The organism is Janthinobacterium sp. TB1-E2 (assembly GCF_036885605.1).
GTDB classification, from domain to species: domain Bacteria; phylum Pseudomonadota; class Gammaproteobacteria; order Burkholderiales; family Burkholderiaceae_D; genus Janthinobacterium; species Janthinobacterium aestuarii.
The window spans coordinates 3,858,103-3,872,669 of sequence record NZ_CP142523.1 but is presented as its reverse complement, the minus strand read 5'-3'; the positions used below and the strand labels follow the sequence as shown (position 1 = coordinate 3,872,669).

At 61.5% G+C, this 14,567-nt stretch carries 10 protein-coding genes; 3 read left to right on the top strand and 7 right to left on the bottom strand.

The window, feature by feature from the left end; genetic code table 11:
• Positions 1-23: 23 nt before the first annotated feature.
• From OPV09_RS17275 to OPV09_RS17265, 3 genes are read right to left on the bottom strand one after another with little or no spacing between them, the layout of a single operon-like run.
• Positions 24-1,313, bottom strand: coding sequence for an NAD(P)/FAD-dependent oxidoreductase (locus OPV09_RS17275; RefSeq protein ID WP_338678890.1), 1,290 nt, complete (start codon positions 1,311-1,313; stop codon positions 24-26).
• A gap of 1 nt (position 1,314) precedes the next feature.
• A complete protein-coding gene (gene vioB, locus OPV09_RS17270; RefSeq protein ID WP_338678889.1) occupies positions 1,315-4,332 on the bottom strand; it encodes an iminophenyl-pyruvate dimer synthase VioB in 3,018 nt (1,005 codons plus the stop codon).
• Positions 4,329-5,636 (bottom strand): FAD-dependent oxidoreductase, encoded by a 1,308-nt coding sequence (locus OPV09_RS17265; RefSeq protein ID WP_219328762.1) that lies wholly within the window; start codon positions 5,634-5,636, stop codon positions 4,329-4,331. Before OPV09_RS17265 ends, vioB begins: the two co-directional genes overlap by 4 nt.
• A gap of 331 nt (positions 5,637-5,967) precedes the next feature.
• Between OPV09_RS17265 and OPV09_RS17260 the strand changes: the two genes are divergently transcribed.
• Both OPV09_RS17260 and OPV09_RS17255 read left to right on the top strand, forming a co-directional pair.
• Complete coding sequence (locus tag OPV09_RS17260) at positions 5,968-6,198, top strand: hypothetical protein (RefSeq protein WP_046682912.1); 231 nt, start codon at positions 5,968-5,970, stop codon at positions 6,196-6,198.
• A 315-nt stretch (positions 6,199-6,513) separates the two neighbouring features.
• Positions 6,514-8,745, top strand: coding sequence for an NADP-dependent isocitrate dehydrogenase (locus OPV09_RS17255; RefSeq protein ID WP_331776403.1), 2,232 nt, complete (start codon positions 6,514-6,516; stop codon positions 8,743-8,745).
• A 93-nt stretch (positions 8,746-8,838) separates the two neighbouring features.
• Here OPV09_RS17255 and OPV09_RS17250 read toward each other — a convergent pair whose 3' ends face one another.
• The 3 genes from OPV09_RS17250 to OPV09_RS17240 are packed head-to-tail and all read right to left on the bottom strand — an operon-like array spanning position 8,839 to position 11,116.
• Positions 8,839-9,282: a DUF411 domain-containing protein gene (locus OPV09_RS17250; protein WP_319991426.1), complete on the bottom strand. Its 444-nt coding sequence runs from the start codon at positions 9,280-9,282 to the stop codon at positions 8,839-8,841.
• A 56-nt stretch (positions 9,283-9,338) separates the two neighbouring features.
• Positions 9,339-9,725 carry a hypothetical protein gene (locus OPV09_RS17245; protein ID WP_319991427.1) on the bottom strand — a complete coding sequence of 129 codons (387 nt, stop codon included), beginning with the start codon at positions 9,723-9,725 and terminating at the stop codon, positions 9,339-9,341.
• 47 nt (positions 9,726-9,772) lie between these two features.
• Positions 9,773-11,116 (bottom strand): sensor domain-containing protein, encoded by a 1,344-nt coding sequence (locus tag OPV09_RS17240; RefSeq protein WP_338678888.1) that lies wholly within the window; start codon positions 11,114-11,116, stop codon positions 9,773-9,775.
• A 256-nt stretch (positions 11,117-11,372) separates the two neighbouring features.
• On the opposite strand from OPV09_RS17240, the gene OPV09_RS17235 reads away from it, so the two are divergent.
• Positions 11,373-12,995 carry a hypothetical protein gene (locus OPV09_RS17235; RefSeq protein WP_338678887.1) on the top strand — a complete coding sequence of 541 codons (1,623 nt, stop codon included), beginning with the start codon at positions 11,373-11,375 and terminating at the stop codon, positions 12,993-12,995.
• Positions 12,996-13,071: 76 nt separating this feature from the next.
• Here OPV09_RS17235 and OPV09_RS17230 read toward each other — a convergent pair whose 3' ends face one another.
• Positions 13,072-14,436 (bottom strand): amino acid permease, encoded by a 1,365-nt coding sequence (locus OPV09_RS17230; RefSeq protein ID WP_034755636.1) that lies wholly within the window; start codon positions 14,434-14,436, stop codon positions 13,072-13,074.
• Positions 14,437-14,567 lie beyond the last annotated feature (131 nt).

Sequence of the window (14,567 nt, the reverse complement as noted above, 5' to 3'; positions counted from 1 at the left end):
TGCGCCGATAACGAGAATGTTCATTAATTTACCCTTCCAAGTTTGTACCAAACGTTTTGTTTCTTCTGGATTTGCTGCAATTCATCGTAAGGAACCGATGTGAAGTACAGTTTCTCCGCCATGTCTGGCGGATAAACACGGGGGAATTTCTTGTGCATGTAGCGCGTGTAGCGCGTCTGCAGGAAGAAAATCAGATTCGGATTGCTCAGCGCTTCATAGTTGGCGATCGCCATGTCCTGCATGGCGTCCGCCTGCACCTTGCGCTGCTGCGTGAACTCGGACAGGGCAGGGCCCAGGGCATTGCCGTGCTTTTCCAGCAGGGAAACGAAGACGTGGACGTCTTCCAGCGCCATGTTCATGCCTTGTCCGAGGAAGGGGGCGGTGGCATGCGCCGCATCGCCGATCAGCAGGATACTGGACTTGTAGTGGAAGGTGCTGGAACGGACATTGATGAGGTCGTTGCTGGGCAGCGCCATGAACTGGTCGATCATCTCCTTGCGGCGGTCCGGCGGCAGGTTGCCGAAGTAGCGGCTGAAGAAGTCGGCCATGGCTTCGCGGTTGAGCGTGCCCAGGCTGGGCGTGCCCGTGTAAGGCAGGCACAGGGCGAAGCTGATGCTGCCGTCCGGAATGGTGGCCGCGCGGCCGGCAAACAGACCCTTGGAATCCATGCCGAAGAAGTACAGCAAATCCTTCCTGAAACCCAGATCCGCCGCATTCGGCAAGACCAGCGTCTTGTAGCCGTGGCGGAAGTAGCTTTGCCGGAACTCGAAACGGCGCATGCCGCTTTGCATGGCGCGCCGCACGGCCGAGTGGGCGCCGTCGGCGCCAATAACCAGGTCGCCATGCAGCTGCTGCACGGCGCCGTCCGGGCCCTGGATCAGCACGATCTTTCTTTCCAGGTCGACATCCAGGCATTTATGCTCAAAGTAATATTTCACCTCGTGCTTGGCGGCATGCCGGTTCAGCAGGCGCTGGAAGGCGGTGCGGTCGAGCGACAGGGGGAACAGGCCTTCGAGCGGAGTCAGCTCGCGTATGCGGTGCCGGCCGCCCACGCTGAACGCCATGCCGACGATGGGTTCGCCGCACTGGTCGAGTTCCTGCTTGCTGATGCCCGCTCCCAGGACGGCCTTGATGCCGCGCACCGTCATGCTCACGCCGATGGCGCGCGAGTTGACCGGGTCGGCGTTTGCCGCGTTTTCCAGCAGCGGATCGCCGCGCTTTTCGACAACGTGGACATCGTGTCCCCGTTGCGCCAGATAAATGGCGCTGAGGCTACCTGCCAGGCCTCCGCCGACGATAATGATTTTATGCATTTCAAGCCTCTCTTGACATCTTTCCCCGAGATAAATCGGTAAGTTGCTGATTAAAAAATTCCAACATCTCTATCGGCGCCATGCCGATGGCATCGCTCTCAAGGCCGCGCGCGTACTGCGCCAGCGCCAGGCATTTCTGCGCCAGCATGTCGCAGCCCAGGCTGTAGTCGCTGCTGACCCGGCTGCTGACCGGCTCTGGCACGGGTGGTCCCGCATGGCGGCCGGGCACGCCGGACGGCATGTTCATCAGGGCGGCCGACAGGGGACGCAACAGGCCGGTCATGATGTCGATCGATGCATTCATCAGGCGCGAGCGGCGCAGGCTGCCCAGCGGCCGCTGCGCGAAATGGTGCGCCATCATCAAAAAGGTCAATTCGTAGCAGCCTTGATACAGCTGCATCAGCGCGCGCGCCTTCCGGTCGGTCACCACGGTGCAGTCCGCACGCGCTTCCAGCACGGGATTCTTCAGCGCCGGCAGCGCCGGCTCGAACGGTTTGCCGCAGGCTGAAAACTTGCCGGCCACGGCGCGCAGCCGCTGGAAGTGCGACGAGGCGAAATGCGGCGAATCGACGGCCACGCCTTCCCCCTGTTCGGTGACGAAGTCGATGGCAAACAGCGCGCTGTCGCGGTCCGATACTTCCAGCTGGTAGCCGGGATAGGCGCGGTTGGTCAGTTCTTTCAGGAACAAATGATGTTCGCCGCCGCGCTTGCCGCCGCCGCTTTCGAACAGGCCGGGCAAGTCGGCAACGGCCTGGCGGATCGCGATATAGAAGGTGGCGATGGATTTGCCTGGCGTGGGGATGTAGTCGGGCCATTCGAAACGCACGAAACGGGCCAGCACGTGTTCGGAAAATGGCTCGAACGCAAATTCCGTGTCCAGGCCGAAACGCTTGCGCGCCAACTGGCCCATCACCGGGGTGCCGCTATAAAACGGTTCGCCTAGCGCCATCAGCACATTGTTGACCAATAAATAGTGAATCATTTCTTCATGGGCGATCTCCAGCAGCGCGCCGCGCGTGCCGCTGTTGCGGCGCCGGTCTTCGGCGCCGCAGGCCAGTTCCAGCTCGGCCGGCAGCCAGCGGCCTGCCTGCACCAGCGCCGCCCCCTGCGCATAGTTGGGAATCGAATACGCGGCATACAGGTACTGCAGCATCAGCGACAGTTCCAGGTCGATGGCCTTTTTCAGCTCCTCGATCAGCTCGGCCTTGCTGCCGATGACAGGCGGCACCGCCGCTTCCGGCACCGCCGCCTTGGCCTTTGCCTCGACCTGCGTCAGGTATTTCAGGAACAGGCGCGACTTTGGCAGCGACAGTTCGCGGGTGCTGGGCATGTAATAGCTCTTGTCGCGGTTCCGCGGATCGCACATCTGCCACATCAGGCGCGAATAGGTTTCGCACTTGCACTGGTCCGCCAGGCTGAAGACCTTGTCCGACATGAATGGATACACGAGCTCGTAATAGCTCATCACATGCCGGTAGAGGAAGGCGTAGTCGACCTGTTCGGCCGGTACGTCGTCGAGGTCCCAGTCGTCGGGCAGTACGCGCACGCCGAGGTATTGCTTATCCTTGCCTGCCCCCAGCACGATCCTGGTCGCGCCCGGCTGGCGCCCCGTCAGGGTCAGCGCCGTGTAGCCATCTCCGAGCGGCGACGGCTGCCGCTCCACGGCCAGCAGCGCGCCGTCCTCGGCCTGCGCCGGCAGGGACGCGGGCGCCGCCAGCTCGCCGCGGAAGCGGCTTTGTACGGTGATCGTCTGCGGAAATTGCTCGTGCTTGTTGCGGTTCGGCGCTTCCAGGTACAGCTGGTTGCTGTCCGATTGCAGTACCCAGTCGGCTTCGTCCCACTGCGCCTGCGCGCTGCCCAGGCTGAGCGAACCCGTGGCCGCGCCAGCGTGCTGCAGCGGCACGTCGAAGATGCCGTGATGGCGCCAGTAGTCGCGGTACAACTGCTCGGGTATCCGCGCCAGCAAGGTGCCGGCGCCGTCCTGCAGCAGCAGGTCGCCGAGCGCCTGCTTGTCGCCCAGGGCATGCGTGGGATGCTGTTCCGAGACGGCGCGCGGGTCGCGCGTGGTGAAGGGAATGGCGGTCGGCATGTTGAACGCGACGCGGTCCGCATGCATTTTCACCAGCACCGGTCCCAGGCTGGCCTGGCGCGGCTGCAGCAGGCGGCCGGCCGGATAGCTTGCCAGTTCGTCGCGCCGCCAGAGGCCGATGCTGCCGGCCAGGTCGTAGAACACGGGCGAATCGGGTTTGAGCGGCGTCGACATATTGAACAGCGCATATTGCACCGTCAGGCCCAGTACCGCGTCGTCGTCCAGGGCTTGCCGCAAGGCCTGCATGCTGGCCGGCAGCGGCAGATCCCCATTGAACAGGAAATGCGGATCTTGCTTGGCCACCGAAAACTGGAACAGCCTGGCGCGGCCGAATTCCTCGTCCAGGAAATGCCCGCTGCGTTCCGTGACATGGCCGCTGCCGAGCCAGCGTACCGAGTGCGCCTGCGCGATATCGGCTGTGAACAAGGTGGGCGTGTTCGGCGTGGCCAGCTTGTCGCTCAAGGTGAACTGGCCGGCGTAGATCAGCGTGGTGTCCGGCTGTGCCGGGTTGTTGTCGATCCACCTGGCGCGGTTGAACGTCGTGCGCAGGTACTCGTTGTAGTGCCCCCACAGGGCCAGCTTGGCGCCCACCAGCGCGTCCTGCGTATCGACCTCGCCATCGCGCAGCTGGACACCCGTGATCCGCGCGTTTTCCCACGAGAAATGATTATTGCCGCAAAAGTTGTAGCCTGCCGCCTGGCTGAAGACGCCGTCCGGATCGGGCTTGCCCTCTGCATTGAAGCGGGGGGCAAGCTGTTTCAGGTGTGCATGGAATTCGGACGGTGGCCGGCTCAGGTCGACGGCCTCGCCCGCCATCGATACCGCATTCGTGGCGATATCGATGTTGCCGTGCGTATTGCGATTCCCCGTCGGCACATTGGCGCGGGCAAATCCCCGAAAATGCAGGCGGGGGAAGTCAAGTAGGCTCATGCGCGCTCGGTCGAGGAAGTGATGAAGGTATCGTTGGCGGCCGCGACCTCGTCCAGTTGAGCTAACCGTTGCAGCAACAGACCGCTGGCGTGCTGGGCGCTGATCAGGCTGCCTTCCATCCAGCCGCAATGAGCGGTATAGGCATCCGAGCAGGAAATGATGCCGTCCCGGTGCAGCAGCACGGCCGGGTGTTCGGCTTCCGGTTCCACGCAAAACTCGACGCCATGCGGCCAGAACTTGTGGAAGTGCGCCTTGATCCGCGGCAGCGGCTGGCCATCGAGCGGCAGGACTTCTTCCAGGTGGCTGCGGACACGCTCCAGGTACACGTCTTCACCGAGTTCCAGGCTGTCGCGCCAGTAGGTGGCGCTTTTGCTGTCGGTATAGAACAGCACATATTTGTCGCTCTTGAAGTAGATCTTGCGCAGGGGATTTGCCGCCATCAGCACCTTGTCGGTCAGCCCAAGCGCGTCCCACCAGGCCGTGTCGAACGTGAAGAAACCCTTGAACAGGGGCAGCGAGTCGTACTGAAACGGGCTCCATGCGGCCGGGAAATCCAGGTTCAGGCGCGGCATGGCGGACGGCGGGATGGCCATCACCAGATGACGTGTGCGGTGCATCTGCGTGTCGCCATGGTGGCCGAAGGCGAGCACATGGTCGGCGCCCGATTTTTCAACAGACAGCAAGCGATGTTCGAGCTGGAATTCCACGCCGGCGACCTGGGCCTGGTGCTGCAACTGGCACAGCAGCGCGTGGTAGCCGTCGGTGGCGTAGTGCCACTGGTTGGTGGCGTTTTCCGTGAAGTGCTGCGTTTCCGGGTGTTTCTTGATGATGTCGTAGGCCATGGCCGCCGACACCATCGGCAGCAGCAAGGCGTCATAGCCGGTCGCCTTGATGATGTGGCTGGCCTTGGCGGCGCCCAGGTAATGGCTGACGAAATCGAAGAAGGAGAGGTTAGGATGCTCTGTCAGCCTCGGACTCAGCTCATCCAGCGTCGCCTTCAGCTCGTCCAGCACGCTATCGTGGGAGATGACCTCGGTGAACGGGTAGACCGCATGCGGCAGACCGCTGCCCTGCATCAGTTGCTGGAAATGCGGATGCAGCTGCGGCGAATAGCGGGCGGCGCCCAGTTCGGCGATTTCCTCGCCATCTATCTTCCGCGACTGGATGCGGCCGCCCACGGTGGCATTCAGGTCGAATACCCGGATGCGCAGCTTCCTGTCGGCGGCGGCGCCGATCAGGCGGTTGGCGCAAGTCAAGCCGCCTATGCCGGCGCCAACGATGCAAATGTCAGAATACGTGCTCATACGAAATTCCTTTTTAACGTTCATTAATCAAAAGGCTGCAAAATCGCCAGCAAAAGTTGCCCCTGCACGTGTACGCAAGGGATGGGACGCTGCGTGTTACGGCACTTGGCGAGCGTTATCAGCTGGGGAATGAAGAGCCTGGCGAAAACTGGCGTTGTGTCTGGAATGGTTGAGTTTTGGCAGCAGAGTTTCTGTTTCAAATCAAAGATGGCACCGACATTAGCCCAGGCATCGGGCTGTCAATTTGATAAATATCAATGTAGTTGCCGTCTGCCAAGCGTGCGCTGATATCGCGGAAATGTTGCTACGCTGCTCGCAAACGGGAGGCGCCATGTCCGACTTCATCGAACTGTTGCAATGGCCTGCCATGGCCGCTTCGCTGCTGGCGGCATGGCTCGTGGGGTCGCGCGCGGCCGCGCGGCGCTTTGCCGGCTTCTGGGTTTTCCTGTTCAGCAATGTGCTGTGGGTCTGCTGGGGCTGGCATGACGGGGCCTGGGCCCTGATCGTCCTGAATGTCTGCCTGGCGTTGACGAACGTGCGCGGCATCGTCAAAAACGAGTGAGCGGGACAGGATTTGCTCGAATATATTTCTGTTTATATATTTGTTTCCATGGGTGCATACATGGATTGCGGGCCTGCTTGCATCTATTTCCTTGCGGAAAACCGCCATATTCTCCCGTCTGCTTCAGATATTTGCTGTCTTATATAAGATTCGACGCCATCGGATACACAAACAGCGGCAGGACAGTCTAAAATACGTGGTGGGCAAGCACGGCGTCACCGCCGGCACACTAGCCGTCCAAAGCAAGGCTAACCGTCCTGTGTTTGGAATGAAGAAAGTTAACCACCAGGCATCACCGCATACAAGGGAATGAACATGGCAACACAAAAATCCAAAATCATCTACACGCTGACTGACGAGGCGCCGCTGCTCGCGACGTATTCCCTGCTGCCAATCATCAAAAAATTCACCGCGCCGGCCGGCGTGGACGTGGTGTCCAGCGATATTTCGGTGGCGGCACGTGTACTGGCCGAATTTCCAGAATTCCTGACGGACGCGCAAAAAGTCCCGAACACCCTGGCTGAACTGGGCAAATTGACCCAGAATCCGGACACCAACATCATCAAGCTGCCGAACATCAGCGCCTCGCAAGGCCAGCTGATCGCTTGCGTGCGCGAATTGCAAGGCCGCGGCTACAAGCTGCCGGACTACCCGGAAGACGCGAAGACGGACGAAGAAAAAGCCTTGAAGGCCCGTTACGGCAAATGCATCGGCAGCTCGGTCAACCCGGTCCTGCGTGAAGGCAATTCCGACCGCCGCGCACCGAAGGCCGTCAAAGAGTATGCGCGCAAGCACCCGCACTCGATGGGCGAGTGGAGCCAATCGTCGCAAACCCACGTCTCGCACATGCACCATGGCGACTTCTACCATGGCGAAAAATCGCTGACCCTGGAAAAGGCCCGCGACGTCAAGATGGAACTGGTCACGGCCTCGGGCAAGACCATCGTGCTGAAACCGAAGGTTTCCCTGCAAGCGGGCGAAATCATCGACAGCATGTTCATGAGCAAGAAAGCGCTGCTGGAGTTCTACGAGAAGGAAATCGACGACGCGTTCAAGACGGGCGTGATGTTCTCGCTGCACGTCAAGGCCACCATGATGAAGGTGTCGCACCCGATCGTCTTCGGCCACTGCGTGCGCATCTTCTACAAGGACGCGTTCGCCAAGCACGCCGAGCTGTTCGACAAACTGGGCGTGAATGTCAACAATGGCATGAGCAACCTGTACGACAAGATCGACACGCTGCCAGCGTCGCAAAAGGATGAAATCCTCAAGGACCTGCACGCCTGCCACGCGCACCGTCCGGAACTGGCCATGGTCGATTCGGCCAAGGGCATCACCAACTTCCATTCGCCGAACGACATCATCGTCGACGCGTCGATGCCAGCCATGATCCGTATCGGCGGCAAGATGTGGGGCGCCGATGGCCGTCCGAAAGACGTCAAGGCAGTCATGCCGGAATCGACTTTTGCGCGCATCTACCAGGAAATGATCGGCTTCTGCAAATGGCATGGCAACTTCGATCCGAAGACCATGGGCACCGTGCCGAACGTGGGCCTGATGGCGCAGCAAGCGGAAGAATACGGTTCGCACGACAAGACGTTTGAAGTGCCGGAAGGCGGCATCGCCAACATCACCGACCTGGAAACGGGCGAAGTGCTGCTGACGCAAACGGTGGAAGAGGGCGATATCTGGCGCATGTGCCAGGTCAAGGACGCGCCGATCCGCGACTGGGTCAAGCTGGCCGTCACGCGCGCGCGCAACTCGGGCATGCCTGCCGTGTTCTGGCTCGATTCCTACCGTCCGCACGAAAACGAAGTCATCAAGAAGGTACAGGTTTACCTGAAGGATCACGACACCAAGGGCCTGGACATCCAGATCATGTCGCAAACGCGCGCCATGCGCTACACCCTGGAACGCGCCTTCCGCGGCCTGGACACCATCTCGGTGACCGGCAACATCCTGCGCGATTACCTGACCGATCTGTTCCCGATCCTGGAACTGGGCACGTCCGCCAAGATGCTGTCGATCGTGCCTTTGATGGCCGGTGGCGGCATGTATGAAACGGGCGCCGGCGGTTCGGCTCCTAAGCACGTCAAGCAGCTGGTGGAAGAAAACCATCTGCGCTGGGATTCGTTGGGCGAGTTCCTGGCCCTGGCCGTGTCGCTGGAAGACATGGGCATCAAGACGGGCAATGCGAAGGCCAAAATCCTCGCGAAAACCCTCGATGAAGCCACCGGCAAGCTGCTGGACAACAACAAGTCGCCATCGCCACGTACCGGCGAACTGGACAACCGCGGCAGCCATTTCTACCTGGCCATGTACTGGGCGCAAGCTCTGGCGGCGCAGAAGGACGATGCGGAACTGGCAGCGCATTTTGCGCCAGTGGCCAAAGCCCTGGCCGACAACGAAGAAAAGATCGTTGCCGAGCTGAAGGCAGTACAAGGCAAGGAAACGGATATCGGCGGCTACTACCTGCCAGATCCAGCGAAGACGGAAGCGGTCATGCGTCCTAGCGCCAGCCTGAATGCGGTATTGGACAGCATCTGATGCAGTCCTGACAGGCGGCAGGTTCTTTGCTGCCTGACATAAAAAACGCCGCCGGAAGCGATTCCGGCGGCGTTTTTCATTTCTCCTCAGTGCCTATTTGTAGGGTTTGTAGACCTCGGTGCTGCCATTGCTCTTGACCAGCAAGACGTCATACGCATCCTTGCGCGGTCCTTCCATGCCAGGCGAACCCATCGGCATTGCCGGCACGGCCAGGCCTTTCGCCTTGGGTTTTTCGCGCAGCAACTGCTTGATCTCGCTGGCCGGTACATGGCCTTCGATGGCGTAGCCGTTCACGAGGCCCGTGTGGCAGGAACCGAGCGCGTCGGGAATGCCGGCCAGCTTGCGGTATTGCGCCGGCATCTCGACATTTTTCGCGCGCACCGTAAAGCCGTTCGTTTCCAGGTGCTTGATCCATGCGGAACAGCAGCCGCACGAGGCGCTCTTGTAGACTTCAATGACGGGCAGGGCCGCCATGGCGAACGTGGGCAGGCCCAGCATGGCGGCGAAGGCGCCGCGCACTAATAAATGTTTGATCATGTGTTGCTTTCAGACGAAGTAGGTCTATCGTGGCCACCTGGGTGGCCTGCTTTTATTTAAGCGGAAAGCGGTCTAGGAGGCCGGCGTAAGCCGTCGGGAATGAATCCCGTCAGCAGGGTGGCATTGGCTACGGCGGCGTGTTCCGCGCCGTTGAGCACGGCGGCAGGCAGGGGGAAATAGGGCGGCATCAGCGCGCCCAGGCAAAAGCTGGAACAGGCGCCGCACGCGGGGTGCTTGGCAGGGGACTTGCTGTTTTCTGATGTGCTGGCGCTGTCCGGGATGGTGGATGATTGCGCATCGTGATGCTGGCAGGCGGCCGTCATGGCGGCGGCAGGCGAGGCAGCGAGCGGCGCACACAGCCGCGTGGCGCCCGCAGCGGCCGCTTGCAGCGGCACCGCCGTGATCAACAGCAGGATCAGCCATGTTTTGAAGAGTCTCAGCATCGCGGGAAAGTATAGCATGGGGGCACTGTCGCCAGGAGCGGCATCCGCTAGCGCGAGGCGGCGGCCAGCACCTTCGACGCGTACATGGCCCGGTCCGCATGGCGCAGCAGCAGCTGCATGGTATCGCCGTCTTCCGGATAGTGGGCCACGCCGATGCTGACGGCGATCTGCAATTGCTGTCCGTTGCCCAGGTGTAGCGGCGCGGCCAGGGCCGCGTGGATCTTTTGCTCGATCAGGCTGACATCGGCCGGCGTGACATTGCTTTCCAGAAGCACGACGAATTCATCGCCGCCCATCCTGGCCAAGGTGTCGGTTTCGCGCATGCAATCGCGCAGACGGTTCGCCACCGTTTGCAGCAGCAGGTCGCCACAGGCATGGCCGTGGTCGTCGTTGACGCGCTTGAAGTTGTTCAAGTCCAGGAACAGCAGCGACAGCCGGCCTTCCTGGCGGTGCGCGCGCGCGAATGCCGTGTGCAGGCGGTCGTGGAACAGGCGGCGGTTCGGCAGGCGGGTCAGTTCATCGTGCATGGCCATGAATTGCATTTGCGTCTGCAACTGCCGGCGCTCGATGGCGGTGGCAAGTTGCTTGGCAACAAACTGCAGCAAATCCTGGTCTTGCTCCGTGCCGATGGCGGCGTCCTGGCCGCCTTGCAAGGCCAGCGCGCCGATGCTGCCCATGGAGCAATACAGCGGCACGGCAAGCCAGTACGAGGACAGGGCGCCGGCCGCCGTTTGCAGCGCAGCCGGCAGGCCGGCCAGTTGTCCCGCCTGCAGCAGCAGGGGGCGGCCGCTGCGCAGCACTTCATCGCACAGCAGGCTGGCCAGGGACGATGTCGGTTGCGGCGCGCTGTCGTCGGCATGGCAGGTCATCAAAGGTTGGGCGCCGTGTTCGTCATGCAGCAGCAAGGTCAGGCTACGCGTGGGCAAGTGTTCGCCGATGATGTGCTGGATACGGTGCAGCAAGGCGGGCAAGTCTTGCGTTGCCTGCATGGCTTCGGAAATGGCGTACAGCGCGGCTTGCTTTGCCTGCGTCTGTTTCAGCAGGGTAATGTCGCGCGCCACCGCCACGCGCAGCTGGTCGGCGGCGGACCAGCGGGCCGTCCACATGATGTGCGCCAGGCTGCCATCCTTGCGCAGGTAGCGGTTTTCAAAATGCGTCTGCGCATGGCCATCCATGATGGCACGCGCGGCGGCCAGGGTGCGGGCGCGGTCGGCGGGAGCGACCAGGTCGAGCATCTGCTTGCCGACCATTTCCTGCTGCGTGTAGCCGAAGATGCGTTCGCAGGCGGCGCTGACGAAGACGAAGCGCCCGTCCACGTCGACCATGCACACGGCGTCGAGCAACAAGTCGGTAAAGCTGGCCAGCGGCGCGCGCAGAATCTTGTGTTCCATACGATACATTTTGAGACATTCCCGGCGGTGAATCAACTTGTTGCGGGGCGGCTGGGTCATCCGTATGAAAATGTTTCATTTCCCCGACACTCATGCTTTGCCGTTTCTTGCCGTTATAGCAGTATTGCCACGCAGTACTTGCCACCACGTCAGATAACGTGACACAAGGCTTGCCTGGCGCCAGGTGATTGCAAAAAAACTAACCATATCGAACTTTTATGATGCCCCTACTCGCCACTTGCAAGGTTACAGCGCCATGACCTCCATTTCTCCACTGTCAAACTGGAATAGCGCCCCGTCAGGGGCTTCCTCCGCCACGCCGAACCGCACGCAGGCGGCATCGCCGTCGTCCCCATCCACGCCGTCTTCCATCGTTGCCCTCAGTCCGGAGAGCGTGAACGACAGCAAACCGGCCGCGCTCGTGAAGCCGCCGATGGTGTGGGAAAGCGCGACACGCAACAAGGTCAGCGACGCGATGACGAAGAGTTTTTCCTCGTATGCGTTTGGCGGCCGCTTCAGCGGCCTGGGCGCTGCCATGCTGGGACAGGCCAAATTGGGCAACTACAATTTCTCGCAGGCGATGCGTCAGCCGCCGCCGAGCGCCACGCCGAATGTCTATGCGGCGTCCGGTATCGCGCCGGGCAGCCTGCATGGCAATGGCGAAGACCGGGTTTCCCTCAGCATCACGACCAAGAGCGGCGTGGAAGTCAAGCTGTCGCTCGACAGCCAGGGCGACGGCCTGGCCGTGAGCATGACGACCAGTGGCGACCTCAGCGACGCTGAGGCGAGCGCCCTGGGCGAGCTGGCGAAGGGCTTCCAGGACGCCATCGACGGCATGGGACAAAGTACGCCGAAAATCAAGCTGGAAGGCTTGATGCAGTTCGACCAGCAGCAGCTGGCCTCGGTGAAACTGCATGCGGAAGTCAAGGTGCGCGGCGAGCCGGAAAGTATTCAAACCCTGGATTTCCAGGCCGATGGCGCCGAGCGCAAGGTCAGCTTCAGCGGCGTGGCCGGCAGCCTGGACCTGAAGGTCGACGCCAGCGCGCTCAATACCCTGGGCAGCAAGGAAAAGCAGGCGAAGGCGCTGGGCAGCTACATGAAGCAATTCGACCAGGCGGCGTCGCGCGGCCATGGCGACGCGGGCCTGGTGGCCATGCTCAAGGATAGCTTTACGGCCTTGCACAGCAATACCGCCGCGCCGCAGGTGGCCACGGACAGTCCCGAGACGGGCAAGTGGCGCCTGGCGGCCGAAGACAAGTCCATCCTGACGGGGCTGGCCGATTTCAGCGCCTCCGTGTCGCAGGCCGTGAAATTCAGCAATCCCATGCGCAGTTCGGAAAAGGATGGCTTCAATTATGACGTGTCGCAAAAGACGCTGCAGGCCGGCGCCAGCCAGGATGAGCGTTCGGTCAGGCAGCAGCAGCAATCGAAGCTGAGCGCCAGTTTCCATGAGACGCTCGTCCCCGGCGTGCCGCTGCGCTTGCTGGACAATACGGAGTCGCAGAACTATACCTACCACCAGATCGAAGATACGGCCAGCAGCGACGCGCAGGTGGCCTACAAGGATGGCAAGATGGTCAAGGCGAGCTTGCGGCAGGAGGGCAACCAGTCCGAGCATGTCATGAAGTATTTCCTGGGCAAGCTGGAATCGGACAAGACCACGCCAGGTAACTATTCCGTGCTGCGCGATTTACTGCCTGTGCTGGGGCCGTACAAGACGGGCGAACTGGGCATGACTCCCGAGAAAAAGGCGGAGCAGCGCCAGCAGGCGATGCTGACCTTGAGCGACGACGTCCTGCTGCAATCGTATGCGGGCCAGAGCATCGGCCTGTGGCGAACCGATGTGCAGCCGGAAGAGAATGTGGCCGCCACCGCTTAGCAATAGCGCGCTGAATGCAAAAAGCCCGTCTGCGAAGACGGGCTTTTTGTTGCCGATTGCAAAATACTGCGCAAGCCTATGCCTTGGCCTTGTTTTGCTTGATCCAGTAGCCGATGCCCAGCGCGGCGAGCCACACGGGGATCAGGTAGACGGAGATGCGCAGGCCCGGCGTCAAATACATGATCACCAGGATGCCGGCCAGGAAGACCAGGCACAGGTAGTTGGTGAACGGGTAGCCCAGGCTCTGGAACAGGGTCGTCTTGCCCTCGGCCTTCTTCTGCGCGCGGAAGCGCAAATGGATCCAGCTGATCATGGCCCAGTTGATGATCAGCGCGGAGACCACGAGGCCCATCAGCACCTCGAACGCTTCGCCCGGCATGAAGTAATTGACCACCACGCAGGCGCCCGTCGCCAGCGCGGACACGCCCAGCGCCGCCAGCGGCACGCCGCGGCGGTTCAGGCGCAACAGCGCGCGCGGCGCATTGCCTTGCTTGGCCAGGCCGAACAGCATGCGCGTGTTGCAGTACACGCCGCTGTTGTACACGGACAGGGCGGCCGTGAGCACCACCACGTTCAGGGCCGTGGCCACCAGGTTGCTGTCGAGCGCATGGAAGATCAGCACGAAGGGGCTGCCGCCGGTGACGACGTTTTGCCATGGGTACAGCGACAGCAAAATGCCCAGCGCGCCGATATAGAAAATCAGGATGCGGTAGATGGCCTGGTTGGTGGCGCGCGGGATCGTCGTGCTCGGGTCATCCGCCTCGGCCGCCGTGATGCCGACCAGTTCCAGGCCGCCGAACGAGAACATGATGACGGCCATGGCCATCACCAGTCCCTGCCAGCCATTCGGGAAGAAGCCGCCGTGCTGCCACAAGTTCGCCACCGACGCCTGCGGGCCCGCGTCGCCGGAGGCCAGCAAATACGCGCCGAAGACGATCATGCCGATGATGGCGACCACCTTGATGATGGCGAACCAGAATTCCATCTCGCCGAAGGCCTTCACATTGAGCAGGCTGATGGCGTTGATGGCGCAAAAGAAGATGAGGGCCGAGACCCAGGTCGGCACGCCCGGCCACCAGTACTGCACGTAGATGCCGACGGCCGTCAGTTCGGCCATGCTGACGAGCACATACAGCACCCAGTAATTCCAGCCCGACAGGAAGCCGGGCAGGTGGCCGCAGTATTTGTCGGCGAAATAGCTGAACGAACCGGCGACGGGTTCGTCGACCACCATCTCGCCCAGCTGGCGCATGATCAAAAAGGCGATGACACCGGCGATGCCATAGCCGAGCAGCACCGAAGGTCCGGCCATCTTGATGGTTTGCGCGATGCCCAGAAACAGGCCGGTGCCGATGGCGCCGCCCAGGGCGATGAGCTGGATGTGGCGGCTTTTCAGGCCGCGCTTGAGCTCTTGTGGTTCGGTAATCCCGACTGCCGTCATATGTTTTATCCTGTTTTTACGGGGCTGAGGTCGCTGATTCTAAAGCATGGACGGGCAAAGCAGGAGCGAAATGCATGTTGCACTGCGGAGGCGCAAGAAAAGCCCCGCATCTTCGCCGAACGGTGCGCAAA